The sequence below is a fragment of the Ramlibacter sp. 2FC genome, from assembly GCF_005503345.1.
Taxonomy (GTDB): Bacteria; Pseudomonadota; Gammaproteobacteria; order Burkholderiales; family Burkholderiaceae_C; genus SCMQ01.
Genome location: NZ_SCMM01000077.1, coordinates 1 through 13412 on the forward strand (window position 1 = coordinate 1; position 13412 = coordinate 13412).

Genomic DNA, 13412 nt, shown 5'->3' on the forward strand with positions numbered 1-13412 from the left:
CTTCCGCCAGCATCCCCATCCCGCCCGCCCTCAATCCCGCAGAAAGAGCGCCTGCAGGTCGCTCAGGAAGTCGAAGCCGCGCTGCGTCGGCTTCACGCGCGCGGCGTCGCGCGCTATCAGCCCCTTGCGCTCGGCCTCGTCCAGGCCCGGCTGGATCGCGCTCAGCGGCAGCCCGGTGCGCGCACTGAAGTCCTGCAGCGCAAAGCCCTCCTGGATGCGCAGCGCGTTCAGCATGTACTCGAACGGCAGGTCCTTGCGCGCCACTTCGTCGTCCTGCGCGACCGGCTGCCCGGCCAGGGCCTTGTCCATGTACAGCCGGGGCTCGCGATAGCGCACCTGGCGCACCACGCGGTGGGCGAAGCTGAGCTTGCTGTGGGCGCCCGCGCCTATGCCCAGGTAGTCGCCGAACTGCCAGTAGTTCAGGTTGTGCCAGCAGCGGTGGCCCGGCCGGGCGTAGGCCGAGACCTCGTAGCGCTCGAGGCCGGCCACGCCGGTCAGCTCGGTGATGCGGTCGAGCATGGCGTAGGCCAGGTCGTCCTCGGGCACGGCCGGAGGGAACTTGGCGAACACGGTGTTGGGCTCGATGGTCAGGTGGTAGATCGAGATGTGCGGCGGCGACAGCGCCAGCGCGGTGCGCAGGTCGTCCTCCAACTGGGCCATGCTCTGGCCCGGCAGCGCGTACATCAGGTCCAGGTTGAAGGTGTCGAAGGCCGAAGCCGCCTCCTCCACGGCCGCCAGCGCCTGTGCGCGGTCATGCACCCGCCCCAGCGCCTTGAGGTGGGCGTCATGGAAGCTCTGCACGCCCACCGACAGCCGCGTCACGCCGGCCGCGCGGAAGGCGCGGAAACGGTCCTTCTCGAAGGTGCCGGGGTTGGCCTCGAGCGTGATCTCGCAATCGGGCTCCAGCGGCAGGCGCGCGCGGATCTCGCCCAGCAGCCGGTCTATGGCCTGGGGCGAGAACAGGCTGGGCGTGCCGCCGCCGAGGAAGATGCTGTGCACCCGGCGACCCCAGACCAGCGGCAGGCTGGCCTCGAGGTCGGCCCGCAGCGCGTCCAGGTAGCGCTGCTCGGGCAATTCGCCCGCCCCCGCGGCCTCGCGCCACTCGTGCGAGTTGAAGTCGCAGTAGGGGCATTTCTTGAGGCACCAGGGCAGGTGCACGTAGAGCGACAGCGGCGGCAGTGCCGCCAGCTGCAGCGTGCCGGGCCGCATGTAGTGCGCGATGTCCTGGGTCATGGAAATATCTGGAGCCAGCGCTCGCGCATCAGCTCCATCATGGCGCGCGCGGCCTTGCCGCGGTGGCTGTGGGCGTTCTTGACCTCGGGGGGCAACTGGGCGAAGGTGCAGCCGAAGTCCGGGATGTACATCACGGGGTCGAAGCCGAAGCCATGCTCGCCCACGGGCTGGCGCGCGATCTCGCCGACCACGCGCCCGACCGCGATCAGCGGCTCGGGGTCGTCGGCGCTGCGCACCGCCACCAGGGTGCTGACCATGGCGGCGCGGCGCTTGTCCACGCCCCGCATCTGCTCGAGCAGGGCGCGCACGTTGTTGTCGTCGCCCTTCTCGTAGCCGAACTGCGTGGCGTAGAAGGCCGTGTCCACGCCCGGCAGGCCGCCGAAGGCGTCCACGCACAGGCCGGCGTCGTCGGCCAGCGCGGGCAGGCCGCTCAGGCCCGCCGCGTGCCTGGCCTTGGCCAGCGCGTTCTCGACGAAGGTGCGGTGCGGCTCCTCGGCCTCGGGGATGCCGAGCTCGGCCTGGCGCACCAGCTCGACCTGCAGCGGCGCCAGCATGGCCTGCAGCTCGGCCAGCTTGCCGCGGTTGTTGGAGGCGAGGACGATCTTTTTCATCGCCGGGCCGCCCCAAGATGAAAAGCGTCCCCTCGGGGGGCAGCGACCCGCGGAGCGGTGGAGCGTGGGGGCACCATTTTCATCGCCGGGCCGCCCCAAGATGAAAAGCGCCCCCTCGGGGGGCAGCGACCCGCGCAGCGGTGGAGCGTGGGGGCACAATTTTCATGTACTGGCCACCAGGGCCTGCTGCTGCAGTGCCACCAGCTCGCCGATGCCCTTCTCGGCCAGCGCCAGCAGCGCGTCCATGTCGCGGCGCGAGAAGGCCGCGCCCTCGGCCGTGCCCTGCACCTCGACGAAGTTGCCGGCGCCGGTCATCACCACGTTCATGTCGGTGTCGCAGGAGGAGTCTTCCGCATAGTCCAGGTCCAGCAGCGGCTGGCCCTGGTGCAGGCCGACCGAGATCGCCGCCACGTGGTCGGTGATGGGCGAGGCCTGCAGCCTGCCCTGGTCGATCAGCCATTCGACCGCGTCCTGCGCAGCGACGAAGGCGCCGGTGATGCTGGCCGTGCGCGTGCCGCCGTCGGCCTGCAGCACGTCGCAATCGAGGTGTATGGTGCGCTCGCCGAGCTTTTTCAGGTCGAACACCGCGCGCAGCGAGCGGCCGATCAGGCGCTGGATCTCCTGGGTGCGCCCGCTTTGCTTGCCGCGCGCGGCCTCGCGGTCGCCACGCGTGTGGGTGGCGCGCGGCAGCATGCCGTACTCGGCCGTGACCCAGCCCTCGCCGCTGCCCTTCTTGTGCGGCGGCACCTTGTCCTCCACCGAGGCGGTGCACAGCACGCGGGTGTTGCCGAACTCGATCAGCACCGAGCCCTCGGCGTGGATGGTGTAGCCGCGCGTGATGCGCACGGGGCGCAGCTCGTCGTTGGCGCGCTCGCTGCGCAGCGGCGCGGGGGCGCCGGTAGTGTCTGTCATGCTGGAATCCTGCTGAAAAATCTAGGGCCTGTTCACACTATTTTTGCGAGTGCGAACGAGGCTGAAAAAGCGCCAATCTAGGCGCGCGACGACGCCCAGGCTGGCCGCCTGGGCTAGGAGTGCAACGACGAGTGGCGCTTTTTCAGCCCCGTTCCCTTCGGGTTGCGGCCAAAAAGACCATGCGCCGCGTTGCGAAACATCGCCGGGGCCCGACCCCGGCTGCGTTTCGCGCCTTGCGCATGGCCTTTTTGATCCGCAACGCATCTCGCAAAAATAGTGTGAACAGGCCCTAGGCCTTGCGATCGGCCGAACGCCGGATCGCGGCGTTGATTTCGGCGATGGAACGCTCGATCGCCGCGTCGTCGAGGTCCTCGGCCGGCGCGTCCTGCACGCCGGCCTGTATGGTGGAGGCAAAGCCCCCCTCGCTGATGCTGTCGGTGGAAATGCCGCGCGTGGACTCGAAGACGTCGGGCGTCTCCCACTCCATGGCGATCACGGTCACGTTGTCGCCGCGCGCGCCGCCCTCGCGCAATGCCTGCTCGACCAGCTCGGGCACCGCCAACGATACCGGCCCCTGGGCGAGCTGCCGCACGATGGCCGGGTCCTCCACGCTGCCCCACAGGCCATCCGAGCACAGCAGCAGCTTGTCGCCCTGCTGCAGGCTCAGCGGCGGGCTGATGTCGAACACCGGTCGCGTGGGCGAGCCCAGGCAGGTGAACAGGATGTTGCGGTTCATGGGCTGCACGCGCGCGCCGGCACGGGCCATGTGCTCGAGGTAGGAATGGTCGCGCGTGCGCACCAGCAGCTCGCCGTCGCGCACCACGTACAGGCGCGAATCGCCGCAGTGCGCCCAGATGGCGATGCCGTCCTGGACGATGGCGGCGACCAGGGTGGTGCGCGGCGTGTCGAGCATGCCGCGGTCGGCCGCGTGCCGGATGATCTGCTGGTGCGCCGCCAGCAGGCTGGACGACAGGAAGCCGGCGACGTCGCTCAGCGTGGGCCGCGCCTCGCGCTGGAACAGGGCCGAGACGGTCTGCAGGGCCAGTTGGGCCGCCAGTTCACCATCGGGATGACCGCCCATGCCGTCGGCCAGCACGAACAGCGCCGAATCCCGCGTGTAGCAATAGCCCATGCGGTCCTCGTTCTTCTCGCGGCCGCCCTTGCGGCTGACCTGGAACACCGAGAATTTCATTTGAGCTTGGTCTCGCGGGAGATCGAGCGGCCCACGTTCTTGCGCGTCTCGGTGACCAGGTTGTCGAACTGCAGCTTGACCTTCTCCGACACGCTGAGCTTGGTGTAGCTGCGCTCGCCCTCGTTGCCCAGCTCCTTTTGCAGCGCGAACACGGATTGCGGGCGCGACAGGGGGTCTAGCGACATGCACCACTCGACCACCTCGATCAGGTTGTCCGAGTAGACACCGCGCAGGCGCGACAGTGCCAGCGAGAGCCGGTCCTTCTCCAGGCGCTGCGGCGCGTCGTTGGGCGGGAAGCCCTGCATGCAGGCATAGATGCAGGAGCCGATGGCGTAGATGTCGGTCCAGGGGCCCATCGACGAGTCGCGGCGGTACATCTCGGGCGCCGCGAAGCCGGGCGTGTACATCGGGCGGATGAAGTTGCCCTCCTTGTTCAGCACCTCGCGCGCGGCGCCGAAGTCGATCATCACGGCCTTGTTGTCTTCGGTGATGAACACGTTGGCCGGCTTGATGTCCAGGTGAAGCATCTTGTGCTGGTGCACGATGCGCAGGCCGCGCAGGATCTCGTCGAACAGCGAGCGTATCGTGGATTCGCGGAACACCTTCTCGCGCTTGAGGTCGCGCGCGGTGATGATGAAGTCCTGCAGGGTCGCACCCTCCAGGTAGTTCATGACCATGTAGACGGTCTCGTTCTCGCGGAAGAAATTGAGCACGCTGACCACCGAGGGGTGCGAGATCTGGGCCAGCGAACGGCCCTCCTCGAAGAAGCTCTTGAGCCCCAGGCGGTAGAGCGACAGCTTCTCGGTCGCCACCTTGGGGCATAGCTCGCCCGGCACGCGCGCGGCCAGCGAGGCCGGCAGGTATTCCTTGATCGCGACCTGCTGGCCCTGGTCGTCAACGGCCAGGTAGACCACCCCGAAACCGCCCGCAGACAGCTTGCGTACCACACGGTAGCCGCCGATCACGGTGTCGGGCGGCAAGGGGGCGGGTTTGACCTTTGACATAATTTGGGATGGATTCAGCGTGGGCCGCCTGCCTGATCCCCGTCATCGATCCGGTCCTTCTTCCACAGTCAAGCAACAGCAGGAAACCTCCATGGCAGTTTACAGCATGACCGGCTACGCCAGCGTCCAGCACAGCGCCTCCGGCAGCAGTGGCGAGGGCGGGGCGCGGCCCGCGCAGGGCAGCCGCCTTGGCCTGGAAATCCGCGCCGTCAACAGCCGCTTCCTGGACCTCACGCTGCGCCTGCCCGACGAATTGCGCCAGCAGGAACCCGCCCTGCGCGAGCTGCTGACCCAGCAGCTCAAGCGCGGCAAGGTCGAGCTGCGCGCCTCGGTCGACAGCGGCGACGCCGGCCAGCTGGCCGAGCCTTCGCTGCGCCTGCTGCAGCGCCTGGGCGCCCTGCAGGACAGCGTGCGTGCCTGGCTGCCCGAGGCCCGCCCGCTCAGCGTGGCCGACGTGCTGCGCCTGGGCGCCAGCGACCAGCCCGGCGCGGCCGAGCTCGAGCCGGCCCTGCTGCCGCTGGCGGCCGAGGCCGTCGCGGCGCTGCGCCAGGCACGCGAGCGCGAGGGCGCGCGCCTGGCCGCCATGCTGCTGGACCGCCTGGCCCAGCTGCGCAGCCTGGCCGGGCAGGCCCAGCCCCTGGTGCCGCAGCTGGTGGCGCAGCAGCGCAGCCGTTTCCTGGAGCGCTGGACCGAGGCTCTGGCCCTGGGCGAGGGCGGCACGGCGCCCGAGGCCGCCCAGGAGCGCGCCCTGAGCGAGGCCACCGCCTTCGCGATCCGCATCGACGTGGCCGAGGAGCTCACCCGCCTGGCCTCCCACCTCGACGAGATCGAGCGTTTGATCAAGAAGGGCGGCGAGATCGGCAAGCGCCTGGATTTCCTGATCCAGGAGCTGCATCGCGAGGCCAACACCCTGGGCTCGAAGTCGGCCGCGCTGGAGCTGACCCGCATCTCGGTCGACATGAAGGTGCTGATCGAGCAGATGCGCGAACAGGTGCAGAACATAGAGTAAGGGTTCCTGGGGTCTCTTACCATCCCCAAACCCTCATCTAAGTCGTTGATTTTTAATGGGAAGTCGTCTCAAGGGGTAGCAAGCAGTCTCAACGTAGCGCATGTTCAGTAATGGGGTGATTTGTGGGGTAAATCGTGGGGTAAATGTCCGCAAGGGCGTTTTCCAGCGATCTCCCGATTTTTTACCCCACAGATTCCTCTGGAGGCCGCGCCGTGACTGGGTTTGTGAAGAATGCTACCGACAAGACTTTGAGGGCTTGGCTCAACGCCGGGCCGGTTGATCGAGGGGTGGGCGATGGCCTGACTTTCGTCCCGTCCACATGTAGCAAGTAAGCCATTGTGACGCGGCCCCGCGCCGGATCGCGGCATCGGCAACAACTCTGAAGTACCACTGGCAAACGGGCTTCAGAGTACACTTCAGAGCTATGAACTTGACCGAGTTGCTGAAGCGGCCCGAGGGCAAGACGCTCGAATTCAAGCGTGATCTCTCGTCGGCGGCGGGTGTGCTGCGCACCGTTGTGGCCTTCGCCAACACGGCGGGCGGCATAGTCCTGATCGGCGTCGAGGACGGCACGCGCCATGTGCGCGGCATTGCCGATCCGCTGTCGCTGGAGGAGCGTCTCGCGAGCGTGCTCACCGACGGCATCGCGCCGCGCCTGGTGCCGGATATTGAAGTTCTGCCCTGGCGCAGCACGAACGTGCTTGCCGTACAGGTGTATCCCAGCCCCGGCCGGCCCCACTATCTCAAGGCGGCCGGCATCGAGGCTGGTGTCTACGTCCGGGTCGGTTCCACCAACCGGCGCGCTGACGATGAGCTGGTGGCCGAGTTGCGACGGGCGAGCCTGGGCAAGTCGTTCGACGAGCAGGCCATGCCGGGTCTCGACTCTGAAGCGCTGGACTTCAGAGCCGCTTCAGAGTGCTTCGCGCCGGTGCGCAAGCTGAAGAAGGCCGACCTGGAGACGCTGCGCCTGCTGGTGCCGCACCAGGGTCGCAAGGTTCCCTCCGTCGGTGGCGTTCTGCTGTTCGGGCACGAAACACAAGCCCACTTTCCCGACGCCTGGATCCAGGCGGGGCGATTTGCCGGCACTGACAAGACGCGCATCGTCGATTCGGCTGCGCTGCACGGCCCGTTGCCCAAGGTCATTCAGGCCGCCATCGAGTTTGTGCGAAAACATGGCCTGCATGGCTTCGATATCGGCGCAGTGCGCCGCACGGACACCTGGAGCCTGCCGCCCGTGGCACTGCGCGAGGCCATCGTCAACTCCGTGGTGCACGCGGACTATGCGCAGCGCGGCGCGCCGATCCGGGTGGCCATCTTCGACGATCGCGTGGAGATCGAGAACCCCGGCCTGCTGCCGCCTGGCCTGACGGTGGAAGACTTGCGGCGGGGCGTCTCCAAGTTGCGCAACCGCGTCATGGGCCGCGTTTTCCAGGAACTCGGCCTGATCGAACAATGGGGCAGCGGCATCCAGCGCATGAGCGCGGCCTGCCGGGACGCCGGCTTGCCGGCACCCGCTCTGGAAGAGATCGGCACCCGCTTCCGGGTCACGCTCCATACCACACGGGGGCAGGCACCGCCGCCGGACGGCATCAATCAGGCGATCCTCGATGCACTCTCGGACGGCGGCGGACTGTCCACCAACGAGATCGCGGAGCGGATCGCACGCACTCCACGCGCAGCACGCACACGCCTTGCCAGCTTGGTGGAGCGTGGGCTGGTCCGCGAGATCGGCTCCAGCCCACAGGACCCAAAGCGGCGCTACTTCAAGGCAACGCAGGAATGACATCGGCGACCTCCTCGCCGATTCGCGGTCAGCTCGTGCCGCTGGTTGACCGGAGTCTGGCCCCCCGAGCGAGCGCTCTCAGAATGGTGTCCAGCACCCGGTCCAGCTCCTTGCCCACGTCCTGGGCAAGAAAGCGCAGCACGAGGTAGCCGTTTTCTTGCAACAGCAGGTCCTTGCGGCGGTCGCGGCGGTAGGCGGCCGGATCGGCAAGATGCTGGTCGCCGTCGAGTTCCACGGCGATTCGGGTGTCGGGAGTGTCGTCGCACAGGAGATCGACTTCCAGTTGCCCCAGGCCATCGAAAGCAATCGGCAGCACGGCGTTGAGCCGGAAGCGTCCCCGCGTTTGCGGCAAGGTCTCCAGGCGGCGGTACAGGAAGGCTTCGGTCGCGCTGCGCGCCCGGTCCGCGCCCTCGGCGTCGGACGCCAGTGGCCGGGCGACGTGGACGAAGAGGCTCGCCTGCAACGTGTCCACGCCGTCCGCGACCAGCCTGCGCACACTGCCTGAATAGTCGCGCTTCCATGCAGATTCAGCGGGCAGGGGCACGTCCTGCGGCCAACCGGGAATGGCGCTCGCCGGCAGCACGATCGCGTAGCCGAGCGCCTCATAGCCGCGGCAGCGCCGCTCGAACATCCGCGCAAGCATCTGCACTTCGAGGTCGGCGTAGTCATAGACGCGCACCTCGCGCTTGCCTTCGCACAGACGGTGCAGCCGGCCCGCGTACTGGGCGATGGTGCCGCGCCACGACACAGGAAGCGTCAGAAACAGCGTATCCAGGCGCGGATCGTCGAAGCCCTCTCCGACATGCCGGCCAGTGGCAAGGATGACGCGCGCCTCATCGCGCGGAATGGCGGCGAGCTGCTCAGCAACGGCCCGCTGCTGCTTCTTGCCCACTCCCGCGCGCAGGACGACAAGATGACGCACATCGGCGGCCAGCTGCTGCGCGAGGCGCTCAAGATGATCTGTTCGCTCCGTGAGCACGAGCGGCGAGCGGCCGCTCTGCACGCACTCGGCCACGTCTTCGCAGATGCGGCGGTTGCGCAGCTCGTCATCGACCAACTCCCGATACAACGCCTGGAACTCGACCCGCGCGTCCGGTTCGGCGCTCCTGCCCGACTGGAAAGCAGTCGGCTGCACGAGAACCCGGTGCTCGAACGGCCGTGCCACTGCTTGCGCCTTCGCGCTCACACGGTGGCGCACCGGCCCGCACTGCATGAAGAGGATGGGATGGTGGCCGTTCTTGCGTTCCACGGTCGCAGACAGCCCGACAACGAACCGCGCCTTGGTCCGACGGGCCACCTGCTCGAAGCTGTGTGCCGGCAAATGATGGCACTCGTCGACGATCAGCTGCCCATAGTCGGCGACCTGGTCGGCAACCACGCCCTTCTTGACCAGGCTCTGAATGAGGGCGGCGTCGATTCGCCCATTCGGCCGTCGTCTTCCGCCACCGATGCGGCCGATCGCGCTCGCCGGCAGGCCGAGGAATGCCGACAGCCGCTCGACCCATTGGTCGAGCAGTTGCCGCCGGTGCACCAGCACCAACGTGCTCACGCCGCGCTGCGCGATGAGCCAGGCAGCGACCACGGTCTTGCCGAAGGCGGTCGTGGCGGCGAGCACACCGGTCTCATGGGCCAGCAGCGCCTGTGCGGCCGCCATCTGCTCAGGCCGCAGCTCACCGTGAAAGCGCAGATCCAAGGGCTGGCCGCTGCAGCGCTCGTCGCGCAGCGTCGCGCGCACACCCAGATCCTTCAAGGTCCGGCGCACATCGTCCAGGCAACCGCGCGGCACCGCTAGGTGCTGCGGATGATCCTCGGCGCAGGTGATGAGGCGCGGCTTGCCGTAGGTGGAAAGCCGCATGGACTGCGCCCGGTAGAACTCGGGGTTCTGAAAGGCAGCCAGGCGAATCAGGCGGTTCATCAGACCAGGGGGAAGCCCTTGCTTGGCAATGTATATCTGGTCGGCGAGAACCAGTTCCAGCACCTTTGGCAGCTCGCCCGCGAGCGGCGGCTCCTTGCGCCGGCGCGAGGCAGGCAGGGTCCACGGCTCGTCTTCGCCTTCCTCCTGCATGGGCAGGCGCACGCCCAGGATGCGCCCGCGTTGCTCGGCTTCGCGGACGATGCCTTCGACCTGTGCCCGCCCGATCTTGCCCACGCCGGCGAGAAACGCCCACTGGTCGGCCCACGGCATGAAGCCGTCGTCCAGGAACACGCTGTTGCCCAGCTCACGCGGCCCTTTCTGGAATGGCAAGGCGATGAGGTTGCCGAAGCCGCCACGGGGCATCGTGTCCTGGCTGGGAAAGAGGCGGTCGTACGAATCAAGGCCGATGTCGGGGCGCACCTCCATGGCCTCAGTCAATAGATGGGACCCGAGCCGCCGCGCCATTGCCGCCGGCAGGGCAGTCTCGAAGAAGAGCCAGACGTGGCCGCCCTGCCCCGAACGTGATCGCTCCAGCGCCACGGGCAAATGCAGGCGGCGGCAGGCCTGGACAAACGCCGCGGCGTCGTCTTGCCAGCCGGCCTTGTCGAAGTCGGCAGCAAGAAAAAAACAGGTCTCGTCTTCGAGCAGCGGATAGACGCCTGCGACGAAGGCGCGATGCGGTGGCTCGCCGGACGCATGACCGCACAAGTGCCAGTAGACGACCTGATCGGTCAGCGGGAGAAACTGCCGATGCGTGCAATCCGCGCATTTGATCTGGGGCTTGCGGCAGATGCCACGCACCCATTCATTGGCGCAGGCGGGCGCGTATCCGGACTTGCCCGTCGTTGTGTTCTCGAAGCGACGCGCATAGAGATCGTCTCGGCCACGAAAGAGCGATCGGAACAGTGCGACCTTCGCGCGCGCGGTCGAACCCAGGTCAACCTGGATCGGCTGACTATGCGAGGTCCGCGATGAAGGCGCAGGCTGAGTTTCTGCTGCAACTAAGGCCAAGGGGTCAGCCCTCCACCGCCTGCGGCTGGCGCGCCACCGCTGCCGCGAGCCGAGTGCGTTCCTGCGCATCCGGCGCTGCGACGGCCAGCGCCTCCAGCGCGCGCATGGCGGCAATGTCCTCGGTGTGCTGGCGACACTGGCGGCGGTAGCTCTCGCGCGTCTTGCAGCACACCAGGGTTTGCGGCGAACCGCGGCGATCGGTGACGTGGTTCATGTCCAGCCCGTGCTGCGCGATCTGGCGTTGCAGATGCTCGCGCCGGTCCTGCCGGACACGAAAGCGCTGCTCGCGCAGTTGCGGATGCAGCGCGAAGACCTGCAGCGCCTGGCAATCTTCGCAACGGCAAGCCAACTCGGCCGGCTGGCTCCAGTCGCGCGGCGCTGCCGGCGGCATTTCGCTGCGCGCGAGCAGGAATGTGCAGCATTGGACCCACAGCCGCAACCGCTGCGCATCGCGCTCGATCCCGCCGTGCTCTTCCGCGGCGCACAAGACTTGCAGCGCGGGAACCAGAATCCGACCGGGGTCGAAGACCTTTGGGTGCGCGATCAAGGTGGTGACTGCTGCCGCGTGTTGCTCCCCGCTCGCCAGCCGTTCCAGCACCCCCAACAGGCGGTGGCAGCTAGCGGCGTCGGCGGCGGTTTCGTCGTATTGCAGCGCCCAGCCAAGGTCGCTGCGTGCCGGTCTGGCCGCGAGCCCCGGCAGCGCGTCGACCAATGCGCCCGTAAAGCGGCGCAGCGCCGACGCGCCGACCGGGCTGGGCTGCGCTTGGTGGCCTGCCTCCAGCAGAAACAGCAGTTCGCACAGCGCGCGCGGGCAGCGCAGGAACGACGACTCGACCAACGCGGCGAACAGTTCCTGGAGGGGCTGCGCCGCGAGCATGGCGGGCGCAGCCTCGGCAAGGGCGGCGTTCTCACTGCCGTCGTAGTCGGCGACCACGACCTCGCGCAGGAAACGTTCGCCCGGCGCCGTCGTGCCCAACCGGGCCAGGCAGCGCAGCATGCGGACACGCAGCGGCCCTTCCCGCCCGGCGGCGTAGCGCGGGGTGCTTTGCCGCGACCAATGGGCCACGATGCGCTCGGCCAGATCCAGCGCCGGCGCACCGGCGCTCACACCCTCGGCCGCGAGCACCTCCTCAAGCAGGGGCAGGGCCGCATCCACACCGGCTTGCAGCAGCACCTCGACCTGCCGCGCCCGCGGCCACAGGATCAGCGCGGCGCGCCGGTAGGCGCGCTCGAAGCTCACCCCTTCGTTGCCGGTGGACTCCAGCAGGCGGTCCTCGTCCGGCGGTTCGTCGTCCAGCGCGCCCGCGGGCAGCAGCTCGCCGTGCCCCAGCGGCAACCGGCCGAGCGCGGGCCTCTGGTCGCCGGCCGCGACCCAGTGATCGATGTACCGGGCGGTGTCGGAGATTTCGACGACCTCGTAATCGACCCCCGCGGCATCGATCTCGTCGTCGAAGTCGTCGTGATAGCCGCGGCCCCGGCTCGGCGCGTAGTTCACCTGCGCCGGCCCGGACTCCTCGATGTGGACCACACCCAGATGCGCACAGCACGCCGCCGCATCCGCCGCCCGACACAGCACCCCGGCCACCGCCGCATCGACCCCCTTGAGCGCGCCGAAGCCCAGCTCCGCCTGGCTGTACTGGTGCGCCAGCAGCCAGGCCAGCTTGCACGGTGCACCCTCGGCGGCGAAGGCCGCGCCAATCAGCCGTGCCGCCTGCGCAACCTCGGCTTCGTAGCTCGGCGCACGAGCCGGGGGTGTTTTGCGCGCGGCGCCGCGCACCAGGTTGAAGACCAGGCAGACCCGGTGCCCGGATTCGACCGGCCGCACCTCGTGTTCGCAATCGGCATAGAAGGCGGCGAAGCCGAGTTCGGAGAAGTCGGTGGCCGACAGGTCGATGCGCGTTTCGCGGCTGCCGTGGCGGATGCGCAGCTCGCCGCCCGCATGCGGCGACGGCAGCTGCAGCAGCAGCGTGCCGAACATGCCGGGCGCCTTCTCGCCGTCGCGGTGCGCCAGAAAGAAGCCGCCCGGGTCGTAGACCAACAGCTTGTACAACTCGGCCCGAATCGCCGCGTCTTCGCAGCCGAGCCCGCGCCCGGTCTCGGCGAGGATCCGGCCCAGCGATTGCGCCCAGCTCTTGCCGCTGATCCGCACCCGCGCCGCGTCGATCTGCCAGACCCGGCGCACCGATGTGTCGACCACGGTCCGTTCGCCCCGCCCGTAGGGTGCGCGCTCGGCGGCATCGACCAGCGCCGCGATCTGGGCTTGGGGAAGCGGGAATGACAGCATGCCGACGCCGTCCACCTGGATCATCGGCATCGGCAAGGCCAGAGCCCCGTGCACGCAGAAGTCACCTGGCCGCTTCACGCCCGCGAGCAGCGATTCCAATGGGGCAAGCGAGCGGCTGTACGGGAAGTCGTCGTCGGTCATGGACGACGAGTCTGACACACCGGCGCATTGCCATCCATTGATTCTTCTTCTGGTCGACGCAATTGCGTGGTTCCACGGGCTCGCAACGCGATCACAAACACCCGACTGATAATATGACGACCCGTAGCTACGTTGAAATTGCATCGCACGCAATCGCCTCATGGCGACTCACACCAGCCCAGGACTTCTGTGGGGTAAATCGTGGGGTGCGACACCTACCTGGAAGTGCAACATCCATAAGAATCAAGACCTTGCGGCCGATATCGATCTTCAGGTCCAGAACATCGAATGACGCCCCCTTTTCACCGCCCCCAGCC

At 68.0% G+C, this 13412-nt stretch carries 10 protein-coding genes; 2 read left to right on the forward strand and 8 right to left on the reverse strand.

All coding sequences use genetic code 11. The features are described from left to right. Positions 1 to 30: 30 nt before the first annotated feature. The 5 genes from hemW to FFS10_RS21155 form a co-directional block, all read right to left on the reverse strand. Positions 31 to 1233 carry a radical SAM family heme chaperone HemW gene (gene hemW / locus FFS10_RS21135; RefSeq protein WP_137896574.1) on the reverse strand — a complete coding sequence of 401 codons (1203 nt, stop codon included), beginning with the start codon at positions 1231 to 1233 and terminating at the stop codon, positions 31 to 33. Then, on the reverse strand, positions 1230 to 1844 hold the full coding sequence (gene rdgB / locus FFS10_RS21140; protein ID WP_137896575.1) for an RdgB/HAM1 family non-canonical purine NTP pyrophosphatase: 615 nt from the start codon (positions 1842 to 1844) through the stop codon (positions 1230 to 1232). Before rdgB ends, hemW begins: the two co-directional genes overlap by 4 nt. A gap of 162 nt (positions 1845 to 2006) precedes the next feature. After that, positions 2007 to 2756 carry a ribonuclease PH gene (rph, locus tag FFS10_RS21145; RefSeq protein WP_137896576.1) on the reverse strand — a complete coding sequence of 250 codons (750 nt, stop codon included), beginning with the start codon at positions 2754 to 2756 and terminating at the stop codon, positions 2007 to 2009. 289 nt (positions 2757 to 3045) lie between these two features. Continuing rightward, the gene (locus FFS10_RS21150; protein ID WP_137896577.1) at positions 3046 to 3948 is read right to left on the reverse strand and encodes a PP2C family protein-serine/threonine phosphatase; all 903 of its coding nucleotides are present in this window, start codon (positions 3946 to 3948) and stop codon (positions 3046 to 3048) included. Next, positions 3945 to 4952: a serine/threonine protein kinase gene (locus tag FFS10_RS21155; RefSeq protein WP_137896578.1), complete on the reverse strand. Its 1008-nt coding sequence runs from the start codon at positions 4950 to 4952 to the stop codon at positions 3945 to 3947. The genes FFS10_RS21150 and FFS10_RS21155 overlap by 4 nt, the downstream gene beginning before the upstream one ends. A gap of 91 nt (positions 4953 to 5043) precedes the next feature. Here FFS10_RS21155 and FFS10_RS21160 point away from each other — a divergent pair, with 91 nt between their 5' ends. Both FFS10_RS21160 and FFS10_RS21165 read left to right on the forward strand, forming a co-directional pair. Beyond that, positions 5044 to 5961 (forward strand): YicC/YloC family endoribonuclease, encoded by a 918-nt coding sequence (locus FFS10_RS21160; RefSeq protein WP_137896579.1) that lies wholly within the window; start codon positions 5044 to 5046, stop codon positions 5959 to 5961. 430 nt (positions 5962 to 6391) lie between these two features. Then, complete coding sequence (locus tag FFS10_RS21165) at positions 6392 to 7744, forward strand: AlbA family DNA-binding domain-containing protein (RefSeq protein ID WP_212744168.1); 1353 nt, start codon at positions 6392 to 6394, stop codon at positions 7742 to 7744. Between the two features lie 28 nt (positions 7745 to 7772). On the opposite strand, the gene FFS10_RS21170 is transcribed toward FFS10_RS21165, so the two are convergent. The 3 genes from FFS10_RS21170 to FFS10_RS23240 form a co-directional block, all read right to left on the reverse strand. Then, entirely contained in the window at positions 7773 to 10670 is a 2898-nt protein-coding gene (locus FFS10_RS21170; protein WP_249931379.1) for a TOTE conflict system archaeo-eukaryotic primase domain-containing protein, read from the reverse strand. Between the two features lie 4 nt (positions 10671 to 10674). Next, positions 10675 to 13095 (reverse strand): 2OG-Fe(II) oxygenase, encoded by a 2421-nt coding sequence (locus FFS10_RS21175; RefSeq protein ID WP_171016108.1) that lies wholly within the window; start codon positions 13093 to 13095, stop codon positions 10675 to 10677. 127 nt (positions 13096 to 13222) lie between these two features. Beyond that, positions 13223 to 13412: hypothetical protein (locus tag FFS10_RS23240; protein WP_212744169.1), on the reverse strand; the 190-nt coding region annotated here is incomplete at its 5' end.

Excerpts from the sequence above, each read along its gene's own strand:
- FFS10_RS21150 (WP_137896577.1), bottom strand. The coding sequence starts at position 3,948 with ATGAAATTCTCGGTGTTCCAGGTCAGCCGCAAGGGCGGCCGCGAGAAG.
- FFS10_RS21155 (WP_137896578.1), bottom strand. The coding sequence starts at position 4,952 with ATGTCAAAGGTCAAACCCGCCCCCTTGCCGCCCGACACCGTGATCGGC.
- FFS10_RS21175 (WP_171016108.1), bottom strand. The coding sequence starts at position 13,095 with ATGACCGACGACGACTTCCCGTACAGCCGCTCGCTTGCCCCATTGGAA.
- hemW (WP_137896574.1), bottom strand. The coding sequence starts at position 1,233 with ATGACCCAGGACATCGCGCACTACATGCGGCCCGGCACGCTGCAGCTG.
- rdgB (WP_137896575.1), bottom strand. The coding sequence starts at position 1,844 with ATGAAAAAGATCGTCCTCGCCTCCAACAACCGCGGCAAGCTGGCCGAG.
- FFS10_RS21160 (WP_137896579.1), top strand. The coding sequence starts at position 5,044 with ATGGCAGTTTACAGCATGACCGGCTACGCCAGCGTCCAGCACAGCGCC.
- rph (WP_137896576.1), bottom strand. The coding sequence starts at position 2,756 with ATGACAGACACTACCGGCGCCCCCGCGCCGCTGCGCAGCGAGCGCGCC.